Annotated in this window: 17 protein-coding genes; 11 read left to right on the top strand and 6 right to left on the bottom strand. The window is 71.9% G+C overall.

The window, feature by feature from the left end; genetic code table 11:
- Nucleotides 1–70: 70 nt before the first annotated feature.
- Nucleotides 71–334, bottom strand: a complete 264-nt coding sequence (locus ABD268_RS10160) for a hypothetical protein (RefSeq protein ID WP_344150971.1) — start codon at nt 332–334, stop codon at nt 71–73.
- A gap of 156 nt (nt 335–490) precedes the next feature.
- Between ABD268_RS10160 and ABD268_RS10165 the strand changes: the two genes are divergently transcribed.
- Nucleotides 491–1,237 carry a DUF1684 domain-containing protein gene (locus tag ABD268_RS10165; RefSeq protein ID WP_344150973.1) on the top strand — a complete coding sequence of 249 codons (747 nt, stop codon included), beginning with the start codon at nt 491–493 and terminating at the stop codon, nt 1,235–1,237.
- Here ABD268_RS10165 and ABD268_RS10170 read toward each other — a convergent pair.
- Nucleotides 1,234–2,649, bottom strand: coding sequence for a serine hydrolase domain-containing protein (locus ABD268_RS10170; RefSeq protein WP_344150976.1), 1,416 nt, complete (start codon nt 2,647–2,649; stop codon nt 1,234–1,236). The two genes, ABD268_RS10165 and ABD268_RS10170, sit on opposite strands and share 4 nt — an antisense overlap.
- Before the next feature lie 123 nt (nt 2,650–2,772).
- Here ABD268_RS10170 and ABD268_RS10175 point away from each other — a divergent pair, with 123 nt between their 5' ends.
- Nucleotides 2,773–3,387 carry a response regulator transcription factor gene (locus tag ABD268_RS10175; protein WP_344150978.1) on the top strand — a complete coding sequence of 205 codons (615 nt, stop codon included), beginning with the start codon at nt 2,773–2,775 and terminating at the stop codon, nt 3,385–3,387.
- A gap of 17 nt (nt 3,388–3,404) precedes the next feature.
- Here the strand turns inward: ABD268_RS10175 and ABD268_RS10180 are convergent, their stop codons facing one another.
- A complete protein-coding gene (locus tag ABD268_RS10180) occupies nt 3,405–3,914 on the bottom strand; it encodes a MarR family winged helix-turn-helix transcriptional regulator (RefSeq protein ID WP_344150980.1) in 510 nt (169 codons plus the stop codon).
- Between the two features lie 92 nt (nt 3,915–4,006).
- On the opposite strand from ABD268_RS10180, the gene ABD268_RS10185 reads away from it, so the two are divergent.
- The 4 genes from ABD268_RS10185 to ABD268_RS10200 all read left to right on the top strand — a co-directional run bounded on the left by ABD268_RS10185 (nt 4,007) and on the right by ABD268_RS10200 (nt 7,054).
- The gene (locus ABD268_RS10185; RefSeq protein ID WP_344150984.1) at nt 4,007–4,582 is read left to right on the top strand and encodes an NADPH-dependent F420 reductase; all 576 of its coding nucleotides are present in this window, start codon (nt 4,007–4,009) and stop codon (nt 4,580–4,582) included.
- A gap of 36 nt (nt 4,583–4,618) precedes the next feature.
- Nucleotides 4,619–5,125, top strand: a complete 507-nt coding sequence (locus tag ABD268_RS10190) for a VOC family protein (RefSeq protein ID WP_344150987.1) — start codon at nt 4,619–4,621, stop codon at nt 5,123–5,125.
- Complete coding sequence (locus ABD268_RS10195; protein WP_344150990.1) at nt 5,122–6,291, top strand: luciferase domain-containing protein; 1,170 nt, start codon at nt 5,122–5,124, stop codon at nt 6,289–6,291. The genes ABD268_RS10190 and ABD268_RS10195 overlap by 4 nt, the downstream gene beginning before the upstream one ends.
- Nucleotides 6,292–6,418: 127 nt before the next feature.
- On the top strand, nt 6,419–7,054 hold the full coding sequence (locus ABD268_RS10200) for an ATP/GTP-binding protein (RefSeq protein WP_344150993.1): 636 nt from the start codon (nt 6,419–6,421) through the stop codon (nt 7,052–7,054).
- A gap of 13 nt (nt 7,055–7,067) precedes the next feature.
- Here ABD268_RS10200 and ABD268_RS10205 read toward each other — a convergent pair whose 3' ends face one another.
- Nucleotides 7,068–8,198: a hypothetical protein gene (locus tag ABD268_RS10205; RefSeq protein WP_344150997.1), complete on the bottom strand. Its 1,131-nt coding sequence runs from the start codon at nt 8,196–8,198 to the stop codon at nt 7,068–7,070.
- A gap of 1 nt (nt 8,199) precedes the next feature.
- Nucleotides 8,200–8,724: a SigE family RNA polymerase sigma factor gene (locus ABD268_RS10210; RefSeq protein WP_344151000.1), complete on the bottom strand. Its 525-nt coding sequence runs from the start codon at nt 8,722–8,724 to the stop codon at nt 8,200–8,202.
- A 303-nt stretch (nt 8,725–9,027) separates the two neighbouring features.
- Here ABD268_RS10210 and ABD268_RS10215 point away from each other — a divergent pair, with 303 nt between their 5' ends.
- The 3 genes from ABD268_RS10215 (at nt 9,028) to ABD268_RS10225 (ending at nt 10,530) form a co-directional block, all read left to right on the top strand.
- A complete protein-coding gene (locus ABD268_RS10215) occupies nt 9,028–9,528 on the top strand; it encodes a hemerythrin domain-containing protein (protein WP_344151003.1) in 501 nt (166 codons plus the stop codon).
- A 105-nt stretch (nt 9,529–9,633) separates the two neighbouring features.
- On the top strand, nt 9,634–10,278 hold the full coding sequence (locus ABD268_RS10220) for a dihydrofolate reductase family protein (RefSeq protein ID WP_344151006.1): 645 nt from the start codon (nt 9,634–9,636) through the stop codon (nt 10,276–10,278).
- 129 nt (nt 10,279–10,407) lie between these two features.
- On the top strand, nt 10,408–10,530 hold the full coding sequence (locus ABD268_RS10225; protein WP_344151009.1) for an SRPBCC domain-containing protein: 123 nt from the start codon (nt 10,408–10,410) through the stop codon (nt 10,528–10,530).
- Nucleotides 10,531–10,549: 19 nt separating this feature from the next.
- Here ABD268_RS10225 and ABD268_RS10230 read toward each other — a convergent pair whose 3' ends face one another.
- Nucleotides 10,550–10,819 carry an SHOCT domain-containing protein gene (locus ABD268_RS10230; RefSeq protein WP_344151012.1) on the bottom strand — a complete coding sequence of 90 codons (270 nt, stop codon included), beginning with the start codon at nt 10,817–10,819 and terminating at the stop codon, nt 10,550–10,552.
- 147 nt (nt 10,820–10,966) lie between these two features.
- On the opposite strand from ABD268_RS10230, the gene ABD268_RS10235 reads away from it, so the two are divergent.
- Together ABD268_RS10235 and ABD268_RS10240 are read left to right on the top strand one after the other, a co-directional pair.
- On the top strand, nt 10,967–11,713 hold the full coding sequence (locus ABD268_RS10235) for a response regulator (RefSeq protein WP_425573710.1): 747 nt from the start codon (nt 10,967–10,969) through the stop codon (nt 11,711–11,713).
- A complete protein-coding gene (locus ABD268_RS10240) occupies nt 11,710–12,822 on the top strand; it encodes a sensor histidine kinase (protein WP_344151015.1) in 1,113 nt (370 codons plus the stop codon). Before ABD268_RS10235 ends, ABD268_RS10240 begins: the two co-directional genes overlap by 4 nt.
- Nucleotides 12,823–12,891: the final 69 nt, after the last annotated feature.

Raw genomic sequence — 12,891 nt, forward strand, 5'->3', positions numbered from 1 at the left:
TGCGGGAAGTCATGGTCTCCTTTCGAGGAATGCACCGGAAGGGTGCCCCTCGGCAGGGCCCGGGAAACCACTATGCCTCGACGAGCAACACCAGGGTCTCGGGCAGTACGCCGTCGTACGCCATCGCGTCGGCCGCGCTCTCGGACTGCATCGCGGCGTTGAAGGCGTCCATGTCGGCAACGTCCATGAGCACCGCGACGTGCTTCGGGTTCTGGGGGTCGACGAACGTGCGGATGTTGGTGACCCCGAGGGGCCCGAAGAACTCCTCACGCTTCGGGGACGCCAGCCAGTGGTCGTGGTCCTTCACGTCGTGGTGACCGAGCAACGTCGGCATAGCTCCTCCTCGGCGTCCAGGGCCGACGGGGCGTCGAGCCCTGTGGCTCGACGCTATACGCCGGCCGTCACGTGCGCATCGGCCAAACCTGTCAGTTGGTCCCTAGCCCTGCCGGCCGCTCGAGGATCCGAGGTGCGGAGGTGGGACGATGCGGCGGTGAGTGACTTTCTCGGCGAGCTGCAGGCGTGGCGCGACGCACGGGAGGAGAGGCTCCGGGACCCGCGCGGGTGGCTGGCCATCACGGCGATCCACTGGCTGACGGTCACGCCGCAGCGCTTCGACGACGTCCCCGGCGAGTGGTGCGGAGACGAGCACGGCGCCACCGTCACGCTCGGTCACGGGGAGACCCTCACGGCTGGGAGCACCGTCCTCGCCGAGGGTGTGCACCAGCTAGGGCCCCTGGACGAGACCGGGCTGACGGTCGCCTTCGGCCACGCCGTCGCACAGGTGGCCGAGCGCGACGGCCGCTTCATCGTGCGCCCCCGGCACCCGGACTCTCCGAACCTGCGCGCCTACGGTGGCACTCCCTATTACCCACCCGACCCCGGCTGGAGGTTGCCGGGCCGTTTCGAGGCCTACCCCGAGCCCGAGGGCGAGGCCGTCGGTGAGGTCGCCTTCGAGCACGACGGCACCGAGCATCGGTTGATCGCCTGGGGAGAGGACGACGGCTGCCTGTGGATCCTGTTCCGTGACGCCACGTCCGGCATCACGACCTACCCGGCCAACCGCCAGCTGCTCACCGCACCGCCGTCCCCCGACGGCGTCGTGCACCTCGACTTCAACCGGGCGATCAACATGCCGTGCGCCTACACCGACTTCGCCACCTGCCCGCTGCCACCGGCGGCCAACACGCTGACGTTCGGGGTCGAGGCGGGCGAGCAGACGCCGGCGAACCGGGCCTAGGACGTCGACGGGAGGTTGCGCAGGATCAGTGCAGCCTCGTCGTTCTCGGGGTCGAGGTCGAGGGCCCGTCGGAGCAGGCGTCTCGCCAGGTCGAGGTGCCCGTCGACCTGGTGCGCCCAGCCGGTCATCGTCCAGGCGGCGGACGAGTCCGGACGCAACGCGGTCCACCCTCGCAGGAGGGGCCAGACCAGGCTCGTGCGGTGCAGCTCGATCGCTCCCCACACGGCGTTGACGAGCTCCTCGTCGTCCATGTCGTGCTCGGCCTGCTCGGCGGCGGCCAGTCGCTGGAATGCCGCCACGCCCTCACCCAGCTCCTCGGGGGTCGCACCGGAGGCCACCGAGAGGGCGGGATCGGCGAGGGCGACGTCGAGGGCCGCCACGGCGATGGCCGAGGTGGGGACGGTGTTGGAGTTGGCCAGGACGACCACCCCGGTCCGCCGCTCGGGCACCAGCACGAGCCTCGAACCGAACCCGGGGTCGGCACCGCTGTGGCTCAGCGTCCGGTGCCCGCGGTAGCTGCCCACGAACCAACCGAGCGCCGCGGCTTCCTCCCACGGAGGGTCACCCACCGGTACCGCGGGCCGCCACACCAGGTCGAGCAGCCCGGGATCCAGCCGCGCCCCCTCGGCCGACTCGAGGTGGGCCTCCATCCACCGGCACATCTCGACCAGGTTGGAGTGCAGGGTCGAGCTCGGGGCGTGACGCCTGGTATAGGGATAGGCGCCCTCGGGGACCGTCAGCGGCCTCCCCACGTGCGGTGAGGCGGCCAGGTGTCCGGGCACCTCGGCACGCAGGAAGGTGCTGACCCGCATCCCGAGCGGGGCCAGGACCTGCTGCCGGACGGCCTCTTCGAACGTCGTACCGGTGACCCTGGACAGCAGCAGCCCGAGGAGCTCGAACCCGGCATTGGAGTAGGAGAACGTCGAGCCGGGCTCCGACTGCAGCCGCCAGCCCGACAGGCTGCGTGCGAGGTCGCTGAGCGCGTCGTCGCCCAGCTGTGGGTCGTGCCACCCGTAGTCCGCGACGTCCGGGAGTCCGCTCGAGTGGCTCAGGAGTCCTCGGGCCGTGACCTCCCGTTCCCGGCCGTCGGCCAGCGTGAGCTCGGGCACCCAGGTGACGATCGGCGCATCCAGGTCGAGCACCGGCCCGCCGGCGTCCCGAGCACTGGCCAGCGACACGATCGCCGTCGCGACGAACGGCTTGGACACCGACGCCAGGTGGAACATCGTCTCGGGCGTGACCGACGCACCGGTGCGGACGTCACGGACGCCGAAACCGCGCGAGACGACCTCTCCCTCGCGCACCACGGCCACGGCCAAGCCTGCCACGTCGTGCGAACCGAGCAGGGTCTCGACGGGCGGCCACAGCCATTCCTCCCCCCTCGCCCCAAGGTGCACCGGACCCCCATCCACGTCCCGACCCTACGCGCGCTCTTCGCCGCACGACCCCCGATGAACAGGTTTGGCGGCACCCCGGCGCGGGAAGGCTGCGGGACACGGAAGCTCGGGGCGGGGCGTTCAAGGAGGAGGGGGACGTTGTCCGTCAGTCCGGTGAGGCTGACCGTCATCGGCGCCAACGGCATCGTGGCGAGGGGCGTCGCTGCGCTCGCAGCGGAGTTCCCCGACCGGCTTCGCATGGTGCCCTACCCCTGGCCACCGGCCGCGCAGGACCCAGACGTCGTGCTCTACGACGCGGTGGGGCTCCACACCGGTGACGGCCACGACCTGGACCTGCTGGTCAGCGAGACCGCGGCCGCCGTCCTGGTCCTCGCCCGGGAGGCCCGGCCCGACCTGACCGGCTGCGCCCTCGCGCGCGGCGCCGACGGATGGGTGTCGTTGGAGGCGGACGACGACGAGCTCCTCGCCGCGATCGAGTCCGCGGCCGCGGGGTCCCTCGAGCCGGAGAGCGGCACCCCGGACGCTGCCGACTCGGGGCTGCGCCTCCCGGAGGGCGTGAGCCTGTCGTCGCGGGAGGCCGAGATGCTGGGCTACATCGCCCAGGACCTTCGCAACACCGAGATCGCCGAGCGCTGCTTCCTGAGCGTGAACTCGGTCAAGACCTACATCCGCAGTGCCTACCGCAAGATCGAGGTCAACAACCGGGCACAGGCCGTCCTCTGGTGGGTCCAGCACGGCGCACCCCAGCCGTAGAGCGCGACCTCCGCAGGTCAGATCTCCGGCTTCCCCGCAGTCGCTTCAGGGGCGTAGAGCGCCGTCATCCGGCCCTCCGGGTCGAGCCGCTGCAGGAGCGCATCCGCGATGCCGTGCAGCTGCGCGACCTGCTCGGAGGTGAGAGCGTCGAACACGTTCTGCCTGACGCCCTCGACGTGCCCCGGAGCCGCGGCCACGACGGCGTCGTAGCCGGCGCCGGTGAGCCGGGCGTTGGTCGCGCGCTTGTCGGTCTCGCAGGGGAAGCGGTGCACCAGCCCCCTGCCCTCGAGGCGACGGACGACGTGGGAGAGCCGCGGCAGCGTGGCGCTGGTCAGCTGCGCCAGCGAGGTCATCCGCAGGGTCCGTTCGCTCGCTTCGGAGAGCATCGCGAGGACGAAGTACTCGAAGTGGGTCAGTCCCGAGTCGCGCCTGAGCTGGGTGTCGAGCACCCCCGGCAACAGCTCGACGACCGCGACGAGCCTGACCCAGGCCGCGCGCTCGTCCTCGTCGAGCCACCGTGTCTGCATGCTCACACCCTACCAAATTGGTTGACGGAACAACTATCGCCATGACAGTGTTACTTGAAGCATCAACCACTTAGCCTCTCGAGGAGACAGTCATGACCAGCATCTCGATCATCGGCACCGGCAACATGGGCCGGGCCATCGCCGCGGTCGCCGAGCGCGGCGGGCACGACGTGCAGCAGCTCGCGCACTCCGACAGCGACGTCGCGGCCACCGGGGACATCGTCGTCCTCGCCGTGCCGCACACCGCTGTCCGCGAGATCCTCGAGCAGCGCCGTGAGTCGCTCGCCGGCAAGATCGTCGTCGACATCACCAACCCGCTGGACTTCACCACCATGGACTCGCTGGTCGTCGCCCCCGACAGCTCCAAGGCAGTCGAGATCGCCGCGGCCCTCCCCTCCTCCCGGGTGCTCAAGGCGTTCAACACCAACTTCGCCAGCACCCTGGCCGAGGGAACGGTCGGCCCCCTCAGGACCACCGTCCTGATCGCCGGCGACGACGACCGGGCGAAGGCGGCCCTGTCCGAGGTCCTCACCTCGGGTGGGCTCGAGGCCATCGACGCGGGCGGACTCGACCGCGCCCGTGAGCTCGAGGCGATCGGCTTCCTGCAGATCTCGCTCGCCGCGCGCGACACGCTCTCCTGGACCGCCGGCTTCGGCGTCGTCGTCTGAGCCACCCACCTGACCCCCACTCACGAAAGGAACGTCATGACCATCCAGGCCGTCCGCCTCAACCACGCGGTGCTCTACGTCGCTGACCTCGAGCGCAGCATCGCCTTCTACCAGGCCGCCTTCGGCGTCACCGTCGTGGCGCGCGAGCCCCGTGCGAACGCGGCGTTCCTCCGGATGCCGCGCTCGGGCAACCACCACGACCTCGGCCTCTTCGGGGTCGGTGCCCAGCCCCCGCGCCAACGGGGAACGATCGGCCTCTACCACCTCGCGTGGCAGGTCGACACGATCGAGGACCTCGAGCAGGCCCGGATGACCCTGGCGAACCTCGACGCCTACACCGGCGAGTCCAGCCACGGAGCAACCAAGAGCATCTACGGCAAGGATCCCGACGGCAACGAGTTCGAGGTCATGTGGATGCTGCCCAAGGCGAGCTGGGGCGAGTACGAGAACGCGGCGCCGGTCGAGCGCCTCGACCTCGCAGCCGAGGTCACCCGCTGGGGCAACACCCGCACCGCGGCCGAGCTCGTTCCCCTGGAGGCATGATGAGCACCCCCTTCGAGGCGCCCGTGGTCGCGTTCCACGGCGCCGACGACCCCGAGCAGCCGCTCGTCGTGCTGCTCCACGGCCGCGGGTCGCACGAACGCGAGATCATCTCGCTCGCTCCGCACCTCCCGCCGGGCGCGACGTACGCCGCCGTGCGGGCCCCGATCGCCGAGGGCGGCGGCTATGCGTGGTTCGCCAACCGCGGGATCGGCCGCCCGGTCGCCGAGTCCCTCGCCGCCACCATGGCGTGGTTCCGCACCTGGCTCGACGAGATCGCTCCGGACGGACGACCGGTGATCCTGGTCGGGTTCAGCGGCGGTGCCGCGTTCGCCGGCGGGCTGGTGCTCGCCGACCCGGGGCGGTACGCCGGCGCGGCGATCCTCTACGGAACCCTCCCCTTCGGCGCGGGCGTGCCCACCACCCCCTCGCGCCTGGCGCAGGTCCCGGTGTTCGCGGCCCAGGGCGACAGCGACCACGTGATCCCGCGCGAGCTGCTCGATCGCACCTGGAGCTACCTGCACACCGAGTCGGGCGCACCGACCCAGGGTCACCGCGACCCCGGCGGACACGGCATCACCCCCGCCGCGCTGCATCAGCTCGTCGGGTGGCTGCACGCGCGCCTGGAGCACGTGCGCGCCCACGAGGCGATCCCGGCCGGCGTCCTGCCCGACGTCGAGTGGCCGACCGTGCCCGGTGGGCGACTGCCCGACCGCGCCGGCCGGCGTCCGGAGGTGTCCTGGCAGATCCCGCAGCAGCAGCTCTCCGACACCTCCCCCGCCGCGATCCAGGAGCGGCTCTTCGCCCGGAGCTCGAGCCTGGCCGGGGTCACCAGCGGCCCCTCGCGGATCTCGGTCCCCGGTGCCCGCGGCCTGGTCCTCGGTGGGGCGGCCGGTCCGGACGAGGCGTTCCTGGTCCCGGAGGTCCGCGAGTTCGCGCACCTGCATCCCGAGTACGACGGCTCGCTGCACCTGGCCCTGCCGCCCGCCCAGGCCGCGGACCTCGTCGCCCACGGCTGGGGTACGCCGCACCCGTGGGCCGGCAGCCGCCTGACCCTCGGCTTCACGATGGTCTTCGGGCCGCGGGACGAAGAGGAGCTGGAGGTCGTCGCCGGGATCGTGTCCGCGAGCCACGCGTACGCGTCGGGCACCGTGCCGACGCCCGCCTGAAGCGACGGACCGGGAGCGCGGTTCCGGTCGCGGAGGCCCCCCGGCGCGCGCCAGAATCGTCTGCGAGCCGGGTCCCCGGCCCGAACTCCCGTCCCCCCAGGGGCCGGCCGCCCGGAGGAGCTGCCCGATGCCGGTGAGCTGTCGCTGCAACGAGGTGCACCACCGGCGCCGCGTGGTGCTGACCGGGGGGCCGGGAGCCGGGAAGACGGCGCTGCTGGAGCTGGTCCGGCACTCGGTCTGCCCCCATGTGCACCCCCTCGCCGAGTCGGCGGGGGTGGTCTTCGGTGGCGGGTTCCCGCGGTCCGAGGAGCCGGTGGCCCGCAAGGCGGCGCAGCGGGCGATCTTCCACGTGCAGCGCGAGCTGGAGGTCATCGGTGACACCCACAACGCCGCGCTGGTGCTGTGCGACCGCGGCACCGTGGACGGGCTCGCCTACTGGCCGGGTCCCCCCGCGGAGTTCTGGTCCGCGCTCGGCACCCGGCGCGAGGACGAGCTGGCTCGGTACGACGCGGTGATCCACCTCCGCACGCCCACCGCCCGGCTGGGCTACAACCGCACCAACCCGCTGCGCACCGAGAGCGCGCGGGTGGCCGCCCTGATCGACGACCGCCTGCTGGAGGCCTGGGAGGGCCACCCGCGGCGGGTGGTCATCAGCTCCGAGAGCACCTTCCTGCACAAGGCCACCCACGCGCTGGAGGCGCTGCGCGAGGAGCTGCCCACGTGCTGCGCCTCCGGTGGCCTGCCGTTCCCCGGCTCGCCGTGAGGGGCTCTCGCGCTCACCGGCTGTCGACCAGCACGCACCGGGCAGCCCGGACGCTGCACCGGGCCATCCGCTCGGCACCGTCGCGCACCACCGGGGAGACCAGACGGTCGTCGTCCTCCCACGCCCACGCGCGGACCCGGAACGCCCAGCCGTCGGGTGCGCTCAGCGTCGCCTGCCGCGAGCCGTCCACGGCCTGGGTCCGGAGCGTGGGGATCGCGGTGATCTCGCCGCCGGTGGTCCCGGCCGGCGTCCAGGCCAGCCACGTCCCGCCCGGGCTGACGAGGAGGTCGTCGTGGTTCGGGACGGGGCCGATCCGGGTCAGCTCCCCGGTGTCGGAGAGCTGCGCGAGGTAGGGCTCCCCCACCGTGGCGTCGACGGCACCGGCCGCGCCGTCGTTCACGATCAGCCCGGCCGGGGTGTTGGCGAGGACCTGCTGCCCCGGGGCCGTCTCGGACAGGTCGACGGTGCTGTTGTCGACGAGCGGCAGCCACAGCACGGCGGTGTTCGTCCCCTGGGCGATCACCCGGCCGTCGTCGGTGACCGCCCGGACCCGCACGGTGCTGCCGTCCTGCGGGTCGCCGAGGTCGATCGGGACGCCGCCCAGCCCCTCCCCGTTGAACCCGGTGTCGAATCCGCTCAGCGTGCCCCGGCCGTTGTCGGCGAGCACCTCCCCGACGTACTTTCCGTCGGGCGAGAGGACGGGGGGTACGTCGAGCCGGGCCTCGATCGCCATCGGCTCGGCGTCCCGGCCCCACCACCAGGTGTTGTCGGTGCGCAGCGCGAGCCAGCCGGCGTCCCCGGACTGCACCGACCACCAGGTGCCGGGCACCTGCGCGCCACCGACGTACAGGTGCTGGTCGAGCACGTAGGGCACCGTCGGCGCCGACCTCGGGATCCGCTCGACCGATTCCGTCCGGGTCGGCGAGGGCGGTGTCGGCTGCGGCTCCCGGCCGCCGCGGGCGCTCGCCACGACGACGACCGCACCGGCGAGGATCAGGACGACGGCGGCGGCGACCAGCAGCGGCTGCCAGTGCCGTGGTGAGCGGGGCTGCTCCTGCGGCAGCGACGGCATGGGCGGGACCGTCAATCCGTCGGCCACCTCGTGCAGCTCCCGGCCCAGGGCCTCTTCGACGTCGACGAACATGTCAGTCCCCCCTCCCGTCGGTGTCGTCCGAGCCGATCGCGGCTCGCAGCGCCTTGAGGGCGCGGTGTGCAGTGGACTTCACATTTCCTCGCGAGCAGCCCAGGGCGTCCGCGATCTCCTGCTCGCTCAGGTCCTCGTAGTAGCGGAGCACGATCACCGCCCGCTGGCGCGGCGGCAGCGACTTCACGTGCGGCCACAGCAGCATGCGTTCCTCGGGCCCACCGGCCGGCGGGTGCGCCGGCTCGGGTGGTGCGTCCGTGAGCAGCTCGAGCCGGCGCGCCTTCGGGCGCCGCTGGGACAGGTAGGTGTTGGTGAGCATCCGGCGGACGTACGCCGTCGGCGAGTCCGAGGCCCGCACCCGCGCCCAAGACCCGTACGCCTTCAGCAACGTCTGCTGGGCGAGGTCCTCCGCGTCGGCGTGGTTGCCGGCCAGCAGGTAGGCGCAGCGGTAGAGCGACGGCCAGGCCGCGGCGGCGTACTCCTCGAACGTCGGCGCCGCCGCGCTGCTCGTCACGGTGTTCAGCATCGGACACCTCCCCTTCTGCCCCCTCTGACTCCGCCAGTCCGCGGAAGGTTGCGTCGATCGGGCTACTGATCCGGACCGCCCGGCCGCCGCGCAGGCCGGCACTTCACCCGTTCGGGGGGTTTTGCCGCGGCGCCCGGCGGAAACGAGCCACGTGCCGGCGGCCTTGCTCGAGGGGCTTCGGGGGCTTACGCAGTCCGTGGACAGCGTGCCGCGCGAGCAGGGCCCCGGCACTCCCCTGACTGGTCCTGGCCGGACCGGGGACCCCGGCTCGACGCGCCCGCACATGACCAAGGAGAACGACCCATGACCACCGACGCCATCGTGCTGCTCAAGGACGACCACAAGGAGATCCTCAGCGTCTTCCGCGACTTCGAGCAGGCCGGCGAGAACGCACTCAAGACCAAGGGTCGGCTGGTGGACCGGATGATCGAGCTGCTCACCGTCCACACCTACATCGAGAACGAGGTGATGTACCCGCGGGTGCGCGAGCTGGTCCCCGAGCTCGAGGACGACGTGCTCGAGTCCTACGAGGAGCACCACGTCGCCGACGTCCTGGTGGTGGAGCTGGCCGCGATGGATCCCTCCGACGAACGCTTCACCGCCAAGACCACGGTCCTGATCGAGAACGTCCGCCACCACATCCATGAGGAGGAGGACGAGTGGTTCCCGCAGGTCCGCGAGGCCCTGGGCCGCAAGACGCTCCAGGAGATCGGCGCGGAGATGGCCGAGGCCCGGGAGAAGGCGCCGCGTCGGCCGTCCCAGCCCAGCGCTCTGAAGAAGACCATCGACGCGATCATCTCCTGACCGTCGCCTGACCGCCCTCGGAGCTTCCCCGGCTGCGATGAGTTTCCTCCGCACGCGAGGTCCACACCGTCGAAGGTCCACATCTGGCGAGGGGAGCAACCAGTGGTGACTCAATTGGTCCGGGTGCACAACGTCACGGTGTCCAGTGACGGGTACGCCTCCGGTGACGGCCAGAGCCTGGAGCGTCCGTTCGGGCACGCCGATCCGACGGCCCTCTTCGCGTGGGCCGGCGCGACCGCCAGCTGGCCCAACCGGACGGAGCCCGGTGGCAGCCGCGGCCTGGACGACTACCTGGTGCGCGACTTCCACCGCAACGTCGGCGCCGAGATCATGGGCCGCAACAAGTTCGGTCCTCAGCGCGGACCCTGGGTCGACCACGACTGGCAGGGCTGGTGGGGTCAGGAGCCGCCGTTCCACACGCCGGTCTTCGTCATGACGCACCACGAGCGACCGTCCTTCACGCTGTCCGACACGACGTTCCACTTCGTCGGCGGGCCGCCGAGAACAGTGCTCGACCGCGCTCTCGAAGCCGCCGACGGCAAGGACGTCCGGCTCGGCGGCGGCGCCGACACCATCCGGCAGTTCCTCGACGCCGACCTCATCGACACGCTGCACGTCGCCGTCGCCCCCGTGGCGTTCGGCCGCGGATCCCGGCTGTGGGGCTCACCCGACGAGCTCCTCGACCGCTACCACCGTGACGTCGTGCCCAGCTCGAGCGGCGTGGTCCACCACCTGTTCTGGCGACGCTGAAGGTCCGTCACGAGAGGCCGTGCTGCGGGAAGCGGGACTGGTCGAGGTTCGCCGGGAACAGGGGCTGGATGCCCTGCACACCGAGACAGCACGGGAGTCGCGCGCCTCGAGGACCGGTTCGAGACCGACGTGGACGACCTGTGGTCAGCCCTCACCGATCCCAGCCGTCTCGCCCGCTGGCTCGGCGAGGTGGAGGGCGATCTGCGGCCGGGCGGCGAGCTCCGGGCGCACGACATCGCCTCGGAAACCTGACCGGAAACTGCCCCGACATTCAGCGCACGCGATGGTTCCCGGCTTGACGAAGCGCCTCCCGCCGGGCGTCGTACTCCTGCTCGTCGATCTCCCCCCGCGCGAAGCGTTCGTCGAGGATCTGCAGCGGATTCCTCGACTCCCCCGTCGGTCCGCCCCACGAACCACCGCTGCCGAAGCCGCGGAACATGGCCACCAACGCGAAGATCACCCCGCCCCAGAAGACGAGCATGATCACGGTCATGACCAGCCAACCGCCCCAGCCCGGCGTGCCGTAGTCCCAACCCATCATCGGTCTCAGCTCCTTCGTCCGACCTGTCTCCAGCGTGGCGCGCGACGCTGACCGTGCGGTCGCGATCGTGTGAAGGTTCCCTGAAGATCGACGCCGCAGACCGGCGAGACAGCGGAGTACCGCGAGCGGCGCTGCCACCATGGGGTCATGAGCGATGTCTCCGATCCCTGCGTGACGCCCGGTGGCGCACGGCCGGCCTCGGGGACGCGCGCGATGGTCGTGGAGGACGAGGTCGAGCTCGCGACCCTCCTCGGCAGCTACCTCGAGCGTGACGGGTTCGAGGTGACCGTGGTCCACGACGGGTTGTCGGCCGTGGCCACCGCGCGGGAGGTCGATCCCGACGTCCTCGTGCTGGACCTCGGCCTGCCCGGGCTGGACGGAGTGGAGGTCTGCCGACAGCTGCGCACGTTCTCCGACGCCTACGTGGTGATGCTGACCGCGCGCAGCGACGAGGTGGACACCCTGATCGGGCTGTCGGTCGGTGCGGACCACTACATGACCAAGCCGTTCAGTCCGCGGGAGCTGGTGGCCCGCATCCAGGCGATGCTGCGCCGCCCGCGTGCCGGCCACCAGGCCGAAGCCGTGGTGGCCAGCCGGACTTTCGGCGACCTGGAGATCGACCCGGCCGGTCGCGATGTCTGGCTCGGGGGCCGGCCGGTGGCGCTGACGCGTACTGAGTTCGACCTGCTGGCTGCGCTCTCCGGACACCCGCGGATGGCCTTCAGCCGACGACAGCTGATCGATGCGGTCTGGGGTCCGAGCTGGGTGGGTGACGAGCACCTCGTCGACGTGCACGTCGGTCACCTGCGCCGCAAGCTCGGTGACGACGCGGCCGCAGGGCGGTACGTGCGCACCATCCGCGGGGTCGGCTACCGGATGGGCACGGGCCGGTGAGCAGCACCGCTCGCACGCGCCCGGGGTTGGCGGGTCGCCTGCTGGTCGGTCAGGCCCTGGTGCTGCTCGCCGGTGCCATGACGACGTGGTTCGTCGCCTCGATCGTCGGTCCGGGCATCTTCCACGAGCACCTCATGCGCGCCCACGTCGGTCACACGGCGGCGGAGGCCCGGCACGTCGACCGCGCCTTCACCTCCGCGCTGCTGATCTCGATCGGGATCGCGACGCTCACCTCGGTCGCGGCGGCCCTCGCGGTGTCCTGGTACTTCAGTCGTCGGGTGCACCGGTCGATCACCAGCGTGGCGGACGCGGCCGGGCAGATCGCCGCCGGCCGCTTCGGCGCGCGGGTCGCCGACCCGGGTCTGGGGTCCGAGTTCGCCACCCTCGCCGCGACGTACAACACTCTCGCGGTCCGCCTGGAGGCCATCGAGGCCACCCGTCGGCGGATGCTCGGCGATCTGGCACACGAGATGCGGACGCCGCTGGCGACCATAGACGCCCATCTGGAGGCCATCGAGGACGGAGTGCGGACTCCCGACCGGGAGACGCTGGCGGTGATCCGCGGCAGCACCCGACGGCTGCGCCGGCTCGCGGAGGACATCGGCGCCGTGTCCCGCGCGGAGGAGGGCGATCCCGCCCTCGACATCGAGACGATCGATGCTGGGGAGCTCGCGCGGGCCGCTGCGGAGACCGCCCGCGACCGGTACGCCGCCAAGGGGGTGCGGCTGGGCGTCGACGTCGACGCTCCTGGCGTGGTGCGGGTCGATGCCGACCGGGTGGCGCAGGTGCTCGGCAACCTGCTCGACAACTCCCTGCGGCACACCCCGCCCGGAGGGCGGGTGACCATCTCCTGCCGCCGCCGGATGCCGTGGGTGGAGCTCAGCGTCACCGACACCGGTGAAGGCATCGCGGCCGAGCACCTGCCCCACGTCTTCGACCGCTTCTATCGCGCCGACACCGCCCGGGACCGGATCCGCGGAGGCTCCGGGATCGGGCTGAGCATCGCCAGGGCCCTCGTCGAGGCCCACGGCGGGACGATCTCGGTCGCGAGCGAGGGGGCCGGCCGGGGCGCGTCGTTCGTGGTGCAGCTGCCCGCCTCCGCGGACTGAGGCGCTCCGCCACCCACGGGCATCCCGCAGGTGCGGAGTGCCGATCTTCAACAAACCTTCACACGACCT

It is taken from the genome of Nocardioides koreensis (assembly GCF_039531775.1).
Classification (GTDB): domain Bacteria; phylum Actinomycetota; class Actinomycetes; order Propionibacteriales; family Nocardioidaceae; genus Nocardioides; species Nocardioides koreensis.